The organism is Nocardia shimofusensis NBRC 100134 (assembly GCF_001613125.1).
GTDB lineage: Bacteria > Actinomycetota > Actinomycetes > Mycobacteriales > Mycobacteriaceae > Nocardia > Nocardia shimofusensis.
The window spans coordinates 18,965-33,123 of record NZ_BDBT01000004.1 but is presented as its reverse complement, the minus strand read 5'-3'; the positions used below and the strand labels follow the sequence as shown (position 1 = coordinate 33,123).

The window sequence follows — 14,159 nt, the reverse complement described above, 5'->3', positions numbered from 1 at the left end:
TCGGCGGGCCGGGAATACGTGGACACAAGGCGCGAGTGTAGGCGAGTGGACCTGATCCGATTGGCAGGGGGCGGGAATGGGTAGCCTGGGCAGGGTGATCAACATTTCGGCGGAACAGGGGTTGTTCAGCACCCCGGTGGAGATTCGGGTGGCCGCATCGGTCACACAACTGCCCATCGTGCGTGGGCTCGCCGAAACATTGGTCCTTCTCAGTGATTTCACTCTGGACGAGGTGGCCGACATCCGGCTGGCCGTCGACGAGGTGTGCTCGACGCTGATCGCGGTCGCCGCGCCCGGCAGCAACCTGGATTGCTGGTTCAGCATCGGGGACCGCGAGTTGCTGGTGCGCGTCACCGGCCTCGCGTCGACGGAAGGTCTGCCCGATCAGCACAGCTTCGGCTGGCATGTGCTGCGCACCCTCACCGATTCGGTGGAGGTGACACAGGATTCGCACGACCCGGCACTCTCCGGATATCCCACGACGGTCACCTTCCGTCGGGTCCGGGGGAAAGCGTAGTGGTGGCCGCTGAACACTCCTCCGGCCCGAAATACCACCGCACCACTACCGCCGATGCCGATGGCGCGGACGATCCGGTGAACCCCGCGGACGACGCCCTGGAGCCCGGCACCGACGTGGACGCCGACGCGGAAGCCGAGGCCGACGCCGAGGTAGCCGCGGAAACGGTCGCCGAGGCCGGCTCCGCGGGCGGCTACGACGATCTGACCGAGCTGTTCGAGCGCATGGCCGTCGCCGCGGCGGGCACACCGGAACGCCTCGCCCTGCGCGAGGAACTGATCCGCAGGTGCGTGCCGCTGGCCGATCACATCGCCCGCAAGTTCAGCGGCCGCGGCGAACCCTTCGACGACCTCACCCAGGTCGCCCGGGTCGGGCTCGTGCACGCCGTCGACCGTTTCGATCCGGCGCGCGGCTCCAACTTCCTGTCCTTCGCGGTTCCGACCATCATGGGCGAGGTCCGTCGCTACTTCCGCGACCACACCTGGGCCATGCGGGTGCCGCGGCGGGTCAAGGAGACACACCTGCGCATCGGCGCCGCGATCGACACCCTCTCGCAGTCGCTGGGCCGCTCCCCCACCGCCAAGGAGATCGCCGCCGAACTCGGCGTGGATCCCGACGAGGTCACCCAGGCGGTCATCGCGGGCAACGCCTACCAGCCCAGTTCCATCGATGCCGCCTCACTCGGCCGCGAATCCGACGCCTCGCTGCTGGACACCCTCGGTGAGGAGGAGGCCCAGTTCGAGCGGGTCGAGGAGTACGTCGCGATCCGCCCGCTGCTCGCGGGCCTGCCCGAACGCGAGCGCCGCATCCTGACCATGCGGTTCTTCGAGTCCATGACCCAGACCCAGATCGCCAAGCAGATGGGCATCTCCCAGATGCACGTCTCGCGCATCCTCGCCAAGACCCTCGCGCGCCTGCGCGAACTCTCCGCCCGCGACTAGCGCCCGCGCTCCTCGTGCTCCCTGCGCCGCCGAACCGCAGCGGGCGCGCTTTGCCACCACGCGGCGTCGAGCAGCTCTATCAGCCGGCAGGCGTCGATGCGGTCCAGATCGACCAGGATATAGGGATGGCCGTCGTAGTGCGGCGTCGAGTAGAAGGCCGGATCACCGGAGGCCAGCAGGTACTCCTTCTCCGCCATCGGACAGCGCAGCGCCAGCCCGCCCTCGGCTTCCACCCGCAGCCGCGCGAACCCCTTGCCCGCCACCTTCAGCGCCGGGCTGCGCCACCAGGTCGATTCCTCGACCTCCGGGAGGCCGGTCGCCATCGTCACCACGTCTTGCCAGGTCACAGCCATCAGACCAGTGTGCCTGCGCGTACTCGTCCTGGATTGGACGAACGGAACCAAGGGGCTGTCTCGGACCCAGCCCGTGCCCGGTCGGCCGTGCCCCAGCACACGTCACCACCGGCGGCGAGCGTGCTCACCCGACCGGCTCGACCCACCGGCACGGCCACTGCGCCCGCGATCCACTCGGACGCGCCAGTAAGACGCCGAACAGGGCGGTCCAGCAGGCGGTCGGGGGTTTGTGCCGGTGAAGCGTCGCCCACCCCGACCGATTCGGTCGGGGTCGGCGGGTGTTCGGGGTCAGCTCGGCTTGCGCAGAGCCGCCAGGAACATGGCGTCGGTACCGTGCCGGTGCGGCCACAGCTGCGCGGCCGGGCCGTCGCCGACATCGGTGACACCCGGCAGCAGGTCGCGGGTGTCGAGCTGTTCGGCGTCGGTGCGGCGCACGAGGTCGGCGACCACCGACACCGTCTCGGACAGGTGCGGCGAGCAGGTCGAGTAGACGACCACGCCGCCGGGGCGAAGCAGTTCCCAAGCCGCGGTGAGCAATTCGCGCTGCAAGCGCACGAGATCGCGGAGGTCGTCGGGGCTGCGGCGCCAGCGCGCTTCCGGCCTGCGGCGCAGAGCGCCGAGCCCGGTACAGGGGGCGTCGACCAGGATGCGGTCGTAGCCGGGGGACAGGCCACTGTCGCGTCCGTCGGCGAGGTGTACACGCACCGGCAGGTCCTTGGTGGACTTGCGGACCAGCTCGGCACGGTGCTCAGCCGGTTCGACGGCGTCGACCTCGAAACCGTCGATGGCAGCCAGCGCACCGAGCAGGGCGGCCTTGCCGCCGGGGCCCGCGCACAGATCGAGCCATCGGCCACCGTCCGGGCCGCCCAGCGGCGCGCGGGTGAGAGCCAGCGCGACCAGCTGACTGCCCTCGTCCTGCACCGCCGCCATGCCTTCGCGCACCGGCTCGAGCTGGGCGGGATCACCGCCGTCGAGGTACACCGCGTAGGGCGACCAGCGGCCCTCCTCGCCACCGGTCACCAGCGCCAGTTCCTCGGCGGTGATGTCACCCGGGCGCGCCACCAGGTGCACGATCGGACGTTCGTCGTCGGCGGCCAGCAACTGCGCCAATTCCGTGGCACGGGCGCCGAGTGCGTCGGCGAACGCCTGTGCGATCCACACCGGATGCGCGAATTCGAAGGCCAGCTTGCCGACCGGATCCGCGGGCGCCAGTTCGTGGACCCACTCCTCGACCGACCGTTGCGACGCCTTGCGCAGCACGGCATTCACGAACCCCGACTTGCCCGTGCCGAATTCGGCTCGGGCGAGCTCGACCGAGGTGTCCACCGCCGCGTGCGCGCCGATCCTGGTGCGCAGCAATTGGTAGACGCCCAGCCGGAGCACATCAAGCAGCGGACCGTCGATCTCCTCGATCGGCCGACCGGCGCAATGCGCGATCACCGCGTCCAGCAGTCCCTGCGCTCGGCAGGCCCCATAGGTCAGCTCGGTTGCCAGCGCGGCGTCCCTGCCTTCGATCCTGCGTTCCCGCAGCAGGCCGGGCAGCACGAGATTGGCGTAGGCGTCGCGCTCGCGCACGGCGCGCAACACCTCGAGCGCTACCTCGCGCGGACCGTCCCCACCGCCGCGGTTCGTGCGACCGGCAGATCTTCCGCCCGCCATCTTCCCACCGCCGGACTTCCCGGCAGCCGTCCCGCGCTCGGCCCTGCCGCCGAATGAGCGCGAATCGGGCTGCGCCCCTTGCCTTCCCGCGGCGCCGGATCGGCCGGTCGCGCGCTCACGTTTTCCGCTGGGCCCGCCCTGAGTGCCACTACCCGCCGCACCCGGCCGGTTCGACCTCCTGGTACGACCTTCCGCCGGCCCTTCGGATCGACGCCCCGCGGACGAACCACGGCGCGCCTCGTCGTCGCGCGCCGACGATTGTCCGGAATCCCACCGACGCCCCTCGGAGGATCCGCCGCCCTGTGACCGATCCTCCCACTGGCGCCGGCCGTCCGAACCACCGCGAGTGTTCCGGCCAGGGGCCTGCGACCGAGCGGAGTCCCCCCGTCGTCCTTCGCCCGAGCCGCCGCGCCCGGAACCGTATCGATCGCGACCGGAGTCGAACTCGCCTCCGCGTTCCCGAGCGCCGCCGGCCCCACCACCGGGCCGGCGAGAAGCCCCGCCGGAAGGACGATCCCCCTCGCCGGAGCGACGCCGCGACGGTGGGGTGTCGCCGCGCGCACCGGCGTCACGTGACTCCCAGGATCCCCCGGGCCTGCCGCCACCGGAACCGGTTGCGCGACCGCCGCTTCCACCGCGATTCGGGGATCGACGCTCATCGGACTCACCCTGGTCAGCACGATTCGGATTGCGGCCTTCCTTGCGCGCCTCCTGATCGCGCGCGGCGCGGCGGGCCCAACCGCCGTCGACGTCGCGATCGGTGACCTTCTTCGCGCGCGGGTCCTCGCGATCCGGGCGTCCGTGTGCGGGGCTCACTCGACCACCGCGCCCGGCTCGAGGCGCGCGCCGCGGGCCCAGTCCAGCGCGGGCATCATCTTCTTGCCCGGGGGCTGCACCATGCCCAGGCGCAAGGCGGTGGTGACGGTGCCGACGAACACGCCGGACTTGCGGACCTCGATGACCCGTTCCGGCAACTCCTCCTGCACCATCTCCACCGGCCCGAGCTTGATCCGGTCGCCGCCGACCAACGTCCAGGCGCCCGGCGCGGGCGTGACCGATCGGATTCTCCGGTCGATGGCGAGCGCGGGCTGATCCCAGCGCACCCGCGCGTCCTCCGGAGTCACCTTGGGCGCATAGGACAGACCCTCGGCCGGCTGCGGCACGGCGTGCAGCGTCGCGTCCTCGATGCCGTCCATGGTGGTCTCGAGCAGGTGCGCACCGGTCTCGGCGAGCCTGGCCAGCAGGTCGCCCGCCGTGTCGCTCGCATCGATCTTCTCGGTGATCACGCCGTAGACGGGCCCGCTGTCGAGCCCCTTCTCGATCTGGAAAGTGCTCGCGCCGGTGATCTCGTCTCCTGCGTTGATCGCGGCCTGGACCGGCGCCGCGCCGCGCCAAGCGGGCAGCAGGGAGAAGTGCAGGTTGACCCAGCCGTGGCGCGGGATGTCCAGGGCGGCCTGCGGCAGCAACGCGCCGTAGGCGACGACCGGGCAGCAGTCCGGTGCCAATTCGGTGAGCCTGCTCAGGAACGCGGGGTCCGACGGCTTGGCAGGCGTGAGCACCGGGATGCCGTGTTCGTCGGCCAGCGCGCCGATCGGCGACCTGGTCACCTTCCGGCCGCGTCCGGCGACGGCATCGGGACGGGTCACCACGGCGACCACCTCGTGCCTCGGCGAGGCGATCAGCCTGCGCAGCGAAGGGACAGCGGGTGCGGGCGTGCCCGCGAAAACCAGGCGCATCAGCGGGTCCGCCCGAAAGGTCCGGTCTGCCCGGCCCCGTGGCCGGTGCGCACGGTGATTCCTGCTTCGAACCAATCGGATTCGCGGATCGCGCGCATCGCTTCCTTTCGGGCGGCGGGGTCGAGCCGGTCGATGAACAGCACCCCGTCGAGATGGTCGGTTTCGTGCTGCACGCAGCGGGCGAGCAGTTCTTCGGCGTCGAACGCGACGGGCGCACCGTCGTAGTCGACACCGGACACCCGGACCCGCAACGCACGACGGGTGTCGTAGCGCAGGCCGGGAATCGACAGGCAGCCCTCGGGGCCGACCTGCTCTTCGTCGCCGATCACCGTATAGGCCGGATTGACCAGGTGACCCGCCGAGTCGCCGGTGTCGTAGACGAACACGCGCAGGCCGACGCCGATCTGCGGGGCGGCCATACCGACACCGCCGTCGTCGTGCATGGTGTCGACGAGGTCGGTGACGAGCTGGCGCAACTCCCGATCGAACTCGGTGACCTCCGACGCACGCGCGCGCAGGATGGGATCGCCGAACAGGCGAACGGGCTGGATGGTCACGATGGCTCCCGGCAGAACGACGGATACGGTCGATTCATTCTAGTGACCGGCGCCGAGCGCTCCCGGAGCGCGTGAGCCGATCCGCTCAGGAGTTGCCCGCGATGATCACCTGCGGGATACCGGTGCCCAGCGCTACCGGCACGCAGACCGGCTCGGGAGCGTGGCCGGGATCGAGCACCGTCAGGAGCAGATCCCGGACGAACGGGTCGTAGACCATGTGGAAGTGGCCGGTGAGGTTCTGCGGGCACAGATCCTGGATGGCGATATTGCGAGCGCCTGCGCCCCGCAGCGCGATGTTCTCGAACGGCTGGATCATCTCGTCGACCCGGCTGCCGACGGTCACGTATTCGACACCGGGCACCGTGTCACCGCCATCGTTGAGCGCGAGCATGGTCGGCGACCCCTGCGCCTGCTGTACCGCGGCCAGCGAGGTGACCGTCGCGAAGACGTCGAGCGCGCCGGGGATGGCTTGCGCGATGGGGACCAGCCCGTACATGACCCCGCCGTAGGTGGGCGAGGCCAGCCCTACCCAGCGGCCCACCTTCGTCGCACCACCGAGTTTGTTGACGTAGTAACGGGTCACGTTGGCGCCCTGGGAGAAACCGACGAGATCGACCTGTTGCGCACCGGTCTCGGCGAGAACACGGTCGACGAAAGCACCGACCTGCGCGGCACTGTCGCGCAGATCCTCGGTGCCGTAGGTGTCCGCGCCGGGGGCACCGCCGTAGTTCGGGGCGAACACGCAGAATCCGGCGGCCACCAGGCTCGGTCCGATCGCCGACCAGTCGGAGTAGGCGGTGGAATCGGTGCCGTGCGCGAGTACCACGGGCCTGGGATGTTCGGCGCCGGGGCGGCAGCCGAAATCATTGGTCCCCGAAGGGGTCACGCTCCCATGCTGCTTCTGATAGAAGGCGGCGCCGAGATGGTCGGATTGGATCGGGCCCGCGGCGGTCGGAACTGCGGCGGGCTCGCCGGATGCGGTAGCCGTGGCGATGACGACCGCCACGACTGTCAGGATGCCGATTGCCGTGGCGCGCACCGATTGTGACACCCCCCGGCCCCGACCACGGGCCATTTGTTGCATATCCCAATGATCCCCCGAGAGCGCTACACGGCGCATTTCGAGGAGGTATCAGGAACGTCTCATGATGGTGGGGTGTCGTCCTCGGCGAGGATGCGGTAGAGCGACTTCCGCGATTCGTTGAGCACCTCGGCGGCCTTGGCCGCCTGTTCGGGGGTGCCGACCGCCGCGACCTGCGCCACCGCTCCCATCAGCTGTCCGACCAACGCGCGCAGATCGATCGCCTGGGCGCCGACGTCGTTCTTCACATCGGCCCACGGGTCGCCCAGTTCGTCCCGGTTCTCGGCGACGTAGGCGGTGCCCTCCTCGGTCAGCTGGGCAGTCTTGCGGCCGGCGACCTTGTCGATGATCACCAGACCCTCGTCCTCGAGTTGAGAGAGGGCGGGGTAGATCGAGCCGGGGCTGGGGCGCCAGATGTCGTCGCTGCGTTCCCTGATCTGCTGAATGAGTTCGTAGCCGTGCATGGGCCGCTCGGTGAGCAGCAGCAGGACAGCCGCCCGGACGTCACCGCGCCTGCCACGTCCGCCGCGACCCCGGCCGCGTCCGACGTGCGGCCCGAAGCCCGGACCGAAGTTCGCGCCGGGTCCGAAGTCGGGACCGAAGCCGTGCCTGGGGCCGCGCCGGTGGGCGCGATGCTCGAATTCCTTCGGACCCCGCCGGGATCCGTGCGGGTGGCGGTGGTTCCCGTAGATGTTCTCCATTGTTCAGCCTCCTCGGGCGGATTGATTTCTTATGCAGTCGACGATATATCGGCAATGCATCCGAAGCAAGGGGTTTGTAGATGTGTTCCACGACTCGCCGTCTCGAACCCGAGGCACCGCGATGTCCGGTGCTCGACCGGTACGGGGAAGGTCGCAGGTCGAAGTCGGGCCTGCGGTCGTGCAGCCGGCACGCCCGACGGACATCTCCGGAGCCGAACGATTTCCGTGGGCTCTCGGTGGCCCATGAGGTCGGAGCGCTCGGCCTGCGTCGGGTCAGGTAGCCGTAGTGCGCGACGTCTGCTGATCAGCCGATATCGACAGGATCGATCTGGACCCGAAGCGGCGCGTCCGATCGGTGCGTACTGCGCACCGCCTGTGCGGCGACCAGCGAACGCGCCAACGCCGCACCTCCTCGGCGGTCGACCCGGAGCAACACGCGCTCGATCTCGGCGTCGGAATCGCCGGAGAACGGCGAGCGAGCGCCCGGCGGCAGCGGCACCGGGCCGAGCACCTCCACCCCGGCAGGCAGGGTCGCGGCGGCGAGCAGCTCGGTGATGGCCTCGGACGCGCCGTCGACGGCGGCCAGTCGCACGGCCGGCGGGAACCCCACCTCGGCTCGCGCGTCCACCTCGGACCGGGCGTGGCCGATCGGGTCCCAGCGCACCAGCGCCTGCACCGTCGGCAACGCGGGTTCGGCCATGACCAGGACCTGCCCGTGCGCACGCACCAGCGCGGCCGCGTTCAGCCAGCGCCGCAGCGCGTCCTCGGCGGCGCGCAGGTCCGCGCGGCCCAGCAACGCCCAGCCATCCAGCAACAGCGCGACACCGTAACCGCCGCGAACCACCGGCTCCGCGCCGACCGTCGCCACCACCACCTGCGGACCGGGCTCGACCGTGTCGAGCATCGACCCGGCACTCGACCCGCGGACCGGCACACCGGGGAATGCCCGGCCCAGCTCTTCGGCGGTCCGCGCCGCGCCGATGACCACGGCCCGCAACGCCCGCGCCGCACACACCGGGCAGCGATAGGCGGTCTCGGAGATACCGCACCACCGGCAGGCCGGACTGTGCGCCACCGCACCCGCCCCTCCCTCCGGCACCGCGAGCGGACCGTTGCAGCGCCTGCATCGCGCGGGGGTACGGCACTTTCCGCACGCGAGCGCGGGCACATAGCCGCGCCGGGGGACTTGGACCAAGACCGCGGCCCCTTCTTTCAGCGCAGCGCGGGCAGCGGCGAACGCCGCCGCGGGAATACGGACCGCACGAGCGATCGGATCGCGCTCGAGCGCGATGTCACTGTCACCCGGCGCGCTGATCCGTGGCGCGGCCTTGCGCAGCACCGCCCGATCGGCGATCAGATCGTGCGCCCACCCGCTGTCGACGGCGGCTTGGATCTCGGCCGTGCGGGCGAAACCGGCGGCCACGAACGCGGCCCCCGTCTCGTGCGCGCGCAGCATCGCCACCTCGCGCGCATGCGGGTACGGCGCGCGCGGCTCGGCATAGGTATCGTCCCCGTCGTCCCAGATCGCCAGCAGGCCGAGCTCGGCGACCGGCGCGAACACCGCACTGCGCGTTCCCACCACCAGCCGCGCCTGCCCACGCAACACCGCCAGCCAGCGCCGATACCGCGCCGCGGGACCCAGCCCCGCCGACAGGCCCACCACCCGGTCCCCCACCAGCGCTTCGCATTCCACGAGCACCCGATCGAGATCCCGCTGATCCGGGACCATGATGATCGCCCCGCGCCCCGCCGCCACCACCGTCGCCGCCAGTTCGGCCAGCCTGCGCGCCCAATCCTCCCCCGGCAACGCCTGCCACGCCGCGCGCACGCCCTTGCCCGCCGCCAGCGCGCCGACGAAGGACTCTCCGTGCACGTAGCGCGCCCACGGGGTGGGGCCGGCCGTTCGCCGCGCCACCGAGACGCCTTCGCCGCGCTCGGCCCGAACATTCCCGGACGGCTGTCCGGCAGCGGTCCCGCGCAGGGTCCCGACCTTCGGAGCGTCCGCGGTGCCACCCCTCAGCGCCGCCTCGGCATCGGGACCGGCATCGGCATCGGCATCGGCATCGGCATCGGCATCGGCATCGGCATCGGCATCGGCATCGGCATCGGCATCGGCATCGGCATCGGAGGCAGCATTCTCCATACCGGAGGCCGCATCCGACGCGGGCAACGACGACGCCCGGGCAGCATCCGCGCCGCCATCGCGCGGGTCGGCGGACGGCGAAAACCCTTCGGCCACAGCTTTTTGCGCGTCACGCCCCACAACCGATCCGAGGCTCGGGCTCACGTCGACGTCATCGTCTTTCGCACCCGAATCCTCAGCTGATCGCGAGGCGGACATCGGTGCCGAGCCTGATTCCGTTCCCGAAGATCCGGGGGCGGAGCCGGTGCGCGTCGCCTGCTGCGACGCAGCGCCTTTCGCCTTCTGCGGTCCGCCGTTCTCGGTGCGCGCGTGCCGGGGCGGGATGGCCAGGCGCAGAACATCCGCGCGGGTGCCCGCGTACCTGGCCGCGACAGTGGTTGCCAGGCGCAGGATTTCGGGGGTGAGCACCTGCTCGCCGGAGACGACGCGCTCCAGCGCGATGAGTTTCCCGACGTGCTCGCTGCGCTCCAGGCGCTCGAGGAGATAGCCGTCGACCAGGCGGCCCGCGAAACGGACGCGCACCCGCACGCCCGGGCGCGCGATGTCGTCGAACTCGGCCGGGACGAGATAGTCGAAGTCGCGGTCGAGGTGCGCGGGGGTGAGCAGCGGCAGTACCCGCGCGATCGGCAGATTCGCGGCGGGAGCTTTGGCCGCGGCACGGCGGGCCGCGGACACGGCCGCCCCCACGGACTTCTTGTCCGCGGGGGCAGCTGGTTCGCCGGCGGTGGGTCGGCTCACGCGGACCCGGGCGACCTAGAGACCGACAGCAGCGCGCAGCTTGTCGGCGCGATCGGTGTGCTCCCAAGGCAGGTCGACATCGGTGCGACCGAAGTGACCGTAGGCGGCGGTCGGCGCGTAGATCGGGCGCAGCAGATCCAGGTCGCGGATGATCGCGCCCGGACGCAGGTCGAACACCTCGGTGATCGCGGTCGAGATGCGAGCCGGATCGACCTTCTCGGTGCCGAAGGTCTCCACGAACAGGCCGACCGGGGCCGCCTTGCCGATGGCGTAGGCGACCTGCACCTCGACGCGCTCGGCCAGATCGGCCGCGACGACGTTCTTGGCGACCCAGCGCATGGCGTAGGCAGCCGAGCGGTCCACCTTCGACGGGTCCTTGCCGGAGAAGGCGCCGCCGCCGTGGCGGGCCATGCCGCCGTAGGTATCGACGATGATCTTGCGGCCGGTCAGGCCGGCGTCACCCATCGGGCCGCCGAGCACGAACTTGCCGGTCGGATTGACCAGCAGCCTGATGTCGGAGATGTCCAGGGTGGGCAGGTCCAGGTCGGCGAGCACCGCGTCGAGGACCTTCTCCCGGATGTCGGGGGCGAGCAGGTTGTCCAAGTCGATGTCGGCGGCGTGCTGGGTCGAGATGACCACGGTGTCCAGCCGGACCGGACGGTCGCCGTCGTATTCGATGGTGACCTGGGTCTTGCCGTCGGGGCGCAGGTACGGCAGCACGCCGGTCTTGCGGACCTCGGTGAGCTTGCGCGAGAGCCGGTGCGCCAGCGCGATCGGCAGCGGCATCAACTCGGGGGTGTCGCGGGTGGCGTAGCCGAACATCAGGCCCTGGTCGCCGGCGCCCTGCTTGGCGATCTCGTCGTCGGTGCCGCCGACGCGCGCCTCGTGCGAGGTGTCCACGCCTTGGGCGATGTCGGGCGACTGGGCGCCGATCGCGATGTTGACGCCGCAGGAGTTGCCGTCGAAGCCCTTGGCGGAGGAGTCGTAGCCGATGTCGAGGACCTTCTCGCGGACGATACGCGGGATGTCGGCCCAGGCCGAGGTGGTGACCTCACCGGCGACGTGCACCTGACCGGTGGTCACGAGGGTTTCCACGGCGACCCGGCTGTGCGGGTCCTCGGCGAGCAACGCGTCGAGGACGGAATCGCTGATCGCGTCACAGATCTTGTCCGGATGACCTTCGGTCACGGACTCACTGGTGAATAGGCGGCTGCCAGTCGTGCGCACAGTTCTTCCCTCTCCCTGACGGGTTCGTCGTATCGGATCGCGACAGCGACAGTACGTCACGTCACTGCCGAGTGGCCCTTCCCCTGCAGACTATTCCAGATCCTGGACATCGATGGTCGCGGCAACACCGAGGTTCACCGTCCATTCGTCTTCCCACGCCCACCGGGCCGGCACCTTCGGCGGCGCCTGCGGCGACGAGCGGGCCGAAGCGCTCCGCGCACAAGATCTTTCGGCGCGCCCGCCGAAGTCAGGAACGCAACAGCGGCACCAGCGCGTCGAGCACCCGGCTGGCCAGCAATGCCTTGGACCCGTGGTCGAGCGCCTGTTCGGCGCCGTCGGCGCCGAGCAGCCAGCCGTCGTTGGTGTCGACCTCGAACGCCTTGCCCTCGCCCACGGCATTGACCACGAGCAGATCGCAGCCCTTGCGAGCGAGCTTGGCGCGCGCGTGGGTGAGCACGTCGCCGTCCTCGTCGCCGGTCTCCGCGGCGAAGCCGACGATGGCGGTGCCGGGCAACTGCCCGTCACGGCGGGACTGCACGAGGCCGGCGAGGATGTCGTCGTTCTTGGTCAGCGGGATGACATCGGGTTCGCCCGCGCCCTTCTTGATCTTGACGGCGGCCACGTTGGTCGGCCGGAAATCGGCCACCGCCGCCGCCATGATCACCGCGTCGGCACCGACGGCATGCTTGTCGACGGCGGTCTTGAGCTGGTCGGCGGTGGTGATGTGCACCAGATCGACCGCGGCGGGCGCGGCCATCTCGATGGTGTTGCCCGCGATGAGCGTCACCTGCGCGCCGCGCTGGGCGGCGACCCTGGCCAGGGCGTAACCCTGCTTGCCGGAACTCCGATTGCCCAGGAAGCGCACCGGGTCCAGCGGCTCACGGGTGCCACCGGCGGTGATCACGATGCGCTTGCCGACCAGATCGCGCGGCACGGCGTCCTGACGTTCCTGCAGCAGCGAGGCCAAGCCGAAGATCTCCTCCGGCTCGGGCAGCCGGCCCGGCCCGGTATCGGTGCCGGTGAGCCGGCCCGAGGCCGGTTCCATGACGACCGCGCCGTGCGCGCGCAGGGTGGCCACGTTCGCCTGGGTGGCCGGATGCTCCCACATCTCGGTGTGCATCGCGGGCGCGAACAGCACCGGACATCGGGCGGTGAGCAGAGTGGCGGTGAGCAGGTCGTCCGCGCGGCCGTGTGCGGCGCGGGCCATCAGGTCGGCGGTCGCGGGGGCGATGACGACGAGATCGGCTTCCTGGCCGAGCCGCACGTGCGGCACCTCGGGAACGTCGGTGAACACATCGGTGTGCACCGGATTCCCGGACAGTGCCTCGAAGGTGGCCTTGCCGACGAACTGCAGAGCCGACTCGGTGGGGATCACCCGGACCTGGTGCCCGGTCTCGGTGAACCGCCGGATCAACGCGCAGGCCTTGTAGGCGGCGATCCCGCCGCCGACGCCGACGACGATGCGTGTGCTCACTACGCCTCCGTGTTTTTACTTGATCTCGGCGTGCCGACTGCTCTCGGCGGCTACCGAGGTGGAGTCACTCGCCTTCGGTGTGCTCGAGCAGGTCGGCGTGGATCTCGCGCATGGCGACCGACAGCGGCTTCTCCTGCAGACCCGGCTCGACCAGGGGGCCCACGTACTCGAGGATGCCGTCGCCGAGCTGGTTGTAGTAGTCGTTGATCTGGCGAGCCCGCTTGGCCGCGTAGATGACCAGCGCGTACTTCGACGACGTGCGCTCGAGCAGCTCGTCGATCGGGGGGTTGGTCAGACCGATCGGGGTGTCGTACGCGGGCACGGTCTTGGTATCGCTCACTGGGGAGGCTCCTGCGGTCTTGTGGGGCGGGTGTGTCGTGCGAGACGAAATCGAGCCGGCGACCGGACAAGGCGGTCGCCGGTCCACCGTCGCCTCGAAGCCACTACCTCGAATTTGTGCTGATGAACAACGATACCAACTGCTCACAGGCGTCGGTCACGTCGTCGTTCACGATGATGTTGTCGAACTCGTCACAGGCAGCCAGTTCGACCTTGGCGGTAGCCAGCCTGCGTTCGATCACCTCGGGCGTCTCGGTGCCGCGGGAGGTGAGCCGGGCGACCAGTTCCTCCCAGCTCGGCGGGGCCAGGAAGACCAACCGCGCCTCCGGCATGACCGCGCGCACCGAGCGCGCGCCCTCGAGATCGACCTCGAGCAATACGTTCCTGCCTTCGGCCAGCGCTTCGCGCACCGGCCCGGCCGGGGTACCCGACCGTTGCAGCCCACCGTGGATCTCTGCCCATTCGAGCAGGTCACCGGCCTCCACCATGGCGTCGAACTCGGCCCGGGTGACGAACCGGTAGTCCCGGCCGTCGACCTCCCCGGGCCGGGGGGCCCGGGTCGTCGCCGACACACTGAAGACCAGTTCGGGCAGGCGTTCCCGCACGCACCGCACGACCGTCGACTTGCCGACGGCCGAGGGGCCGACCAGAACTACCAGTCGGCCCTTCCGCGTGTGTTCGACCACCTCGATG

13 protein-coding genes are annotated in these 14,159 nt (G+C 70.4%); 2 read left to right on the top strand and 11 right to left on the bottom strand.

What is annotated here, in order from left to right; all coding sequences use genetic code 11:
* Window positions 1-94: 94 nt before the first annotated feature.
* The gene (locus NS3_RS05655) at window positions 95-517 is read left to right on the top strand and encodes an ATP-binding protein (RefSeq protein WP_051027159.1); all 423 of its coding nucleotides are present in this window, start codon (window positions 95-97) and stop codon (window positions 515-517) included.
* Complete coding sequence (locus NS3_RS05650; RefSeq protein WP_373865283.1) at window positions 517-1,458, top strand: RNA polymerase sigma factor SigF; 942 nt, start codon at window positions 517-519, stop codon at window positions 1,456-1,458. Before NS3_RS05655 ends, NS3_RS05650 begins: the two co-directional genes overlap by 1 nt.
* On the opposite strand, the gene NS3_RS05645 is transcribed toward NS3_RS05650, so the two are convergent.
* The 11 genes from NS3_RS05645 to gmk all read right to left on the bottom strand — a co-directional run bounded on the left by NS3_RS05645 (window position 1,455) and on the right by gmk (window position 14,152).
* Window positions 1,455-1,811: an MmcQ/YjbR family DNA-binding protein gene (locus NS3_RS05645; RefSeq protein WP_067854714.1), complete on the bottom strand. Its 357-nt coding sequence runs from the start codon at window positions 1,809-1,811 to the stop codon at window positions 1,455-1,457. The two genes, NS3_RS05650 and NS3_RS05645, sit on opposite strands and share 4 nt — an antisense overlap.
* Window positions 1,812-2,099: 288 nt before the next feature.
* Window positions 2,100-3,470, bottom strand: coding sequence for an RsmB/NOP family class I SAM-dependent RNA methyltransferase (locus NS3_RS05640; protein WP_084495078.1), 1,371 nt, complete (start codon window positions 3,468-3,470; stop codon window positions 2,100-2,102).
* An 812-nt stretch (window positions 3,471-4,282) separates the two neighbouring features.
* Window positions 4,283-5,206 carry a methionyl-tRNA formyltransferase gene (fmt, locus tag NS3_RS05635; protein ID WP_067854708.1) on the bottom strand — a complete coding sequence of 308 codons (924 nt, stop codon included), beginning with the start codon at window positions 5,204-5,206 and terminating at the stop codon, window positions 4,283-4,285.
* Entirely contained in the window at window positions 5,206-5,763 is a 558-nt protein-coding gene (def, locus tag NS3_RS05630) for a peptide deformylase (RefSeq protein ID WP_067854705.1), read from the bottom strand. The genes fmt and def overlap by 1 nt, the downstream gene beginning before the upstream one ends.
* An 85-nt stretch (window positions 5,764-5,848) precedes the next feature.
* Window positions 5,849-6,838: an esterase/lipase family protein gene (locus NS3_RS05625; protein ID WP_067854702.1), complete on the bottom strand. Its 990-nt coding sequence runs from the start codon at window positions 6,836-6,838 to the stop codon at window positions 5,849-5,851.
* A 68-nt stretch (window positions 6,839-6,906) separates the two neighbouring features.
* A complete protein-coding gene (locus NS3_RS05620; protein WP_067854700.1) occupies window positions 6,907-7,545 on the bottom strand; it encodes a PadR family transcriptional regulator in 639 nt (212 codons plus the stop codon).
* Between the two features lie 304 nt (window positions 7,546-7,849).
* Complete coding sequence (locus tag NS3_RS29920) at window positions 7,850-10,363, bottom strand: primosomal protein N' (protein ID WP_245649494.1); 2,514 nt, start codon at window positions 10,361-10,363, stop codon at window positions 7,850-7,852.
* 78 nt (window positions 10,364-10,441) lie between these two features.
* Complete coding sequence (gene metK / locus NS3_RS05610) at window positions 10,442-11,653, bottom strand: methionine adenosyltransferase (RefSeq protein WP_084495076.1); 1,212 nt, start codon at window positions 11,651-11,653, stop codon at window positions 10,442-10,444.
* Between the two features lie 247 nt (window positions 11,654-11,900).
* Window positions 11,901-13,127, bottom strand: coding sequence for a bifunctional phosphopantothenoylcysteine decarboxylase/phosphopantothenate--cysteine ligase CoaBC (gene coaBC, locus NS3_RS05605; protein WP_067854695.1), 1,227 nt, complete (start codon window positions 13,125-13,127; stop codon window positions 11,901-11,903).
* Between the two features lie 64 nt (window positions 13,128-13,191).
* On the bottom strand, window positions 13,192-13,467 hold the full coding sequence (gene rpoZ, locus NS3_RS05600) for a DNA-directed RNA polymerase subunit omega (RefSeq protein WP_067854693.1): 276 nt from the start codon (window positions 13,465-13,467) through the stop codon (window positions 13,192-13,194).
* Between the two features lie 103 nt (window positions 13,468-13,570).
* The gene (gene gmk / locus NS3_RS05595) at window positions 13,571-14,152 is read right to left on the bottom strand and encodes a guanylate kinase (RefSeq protein ID WP_067854689.1); all 582 of its coding nucleotides are present in this window, start codon (window positions 14,150-14,152) and stop codon (window positions 13,571-13,573) included.
* Window positions 14,153-14,159 lie beyond the last annotated feature (7 nt).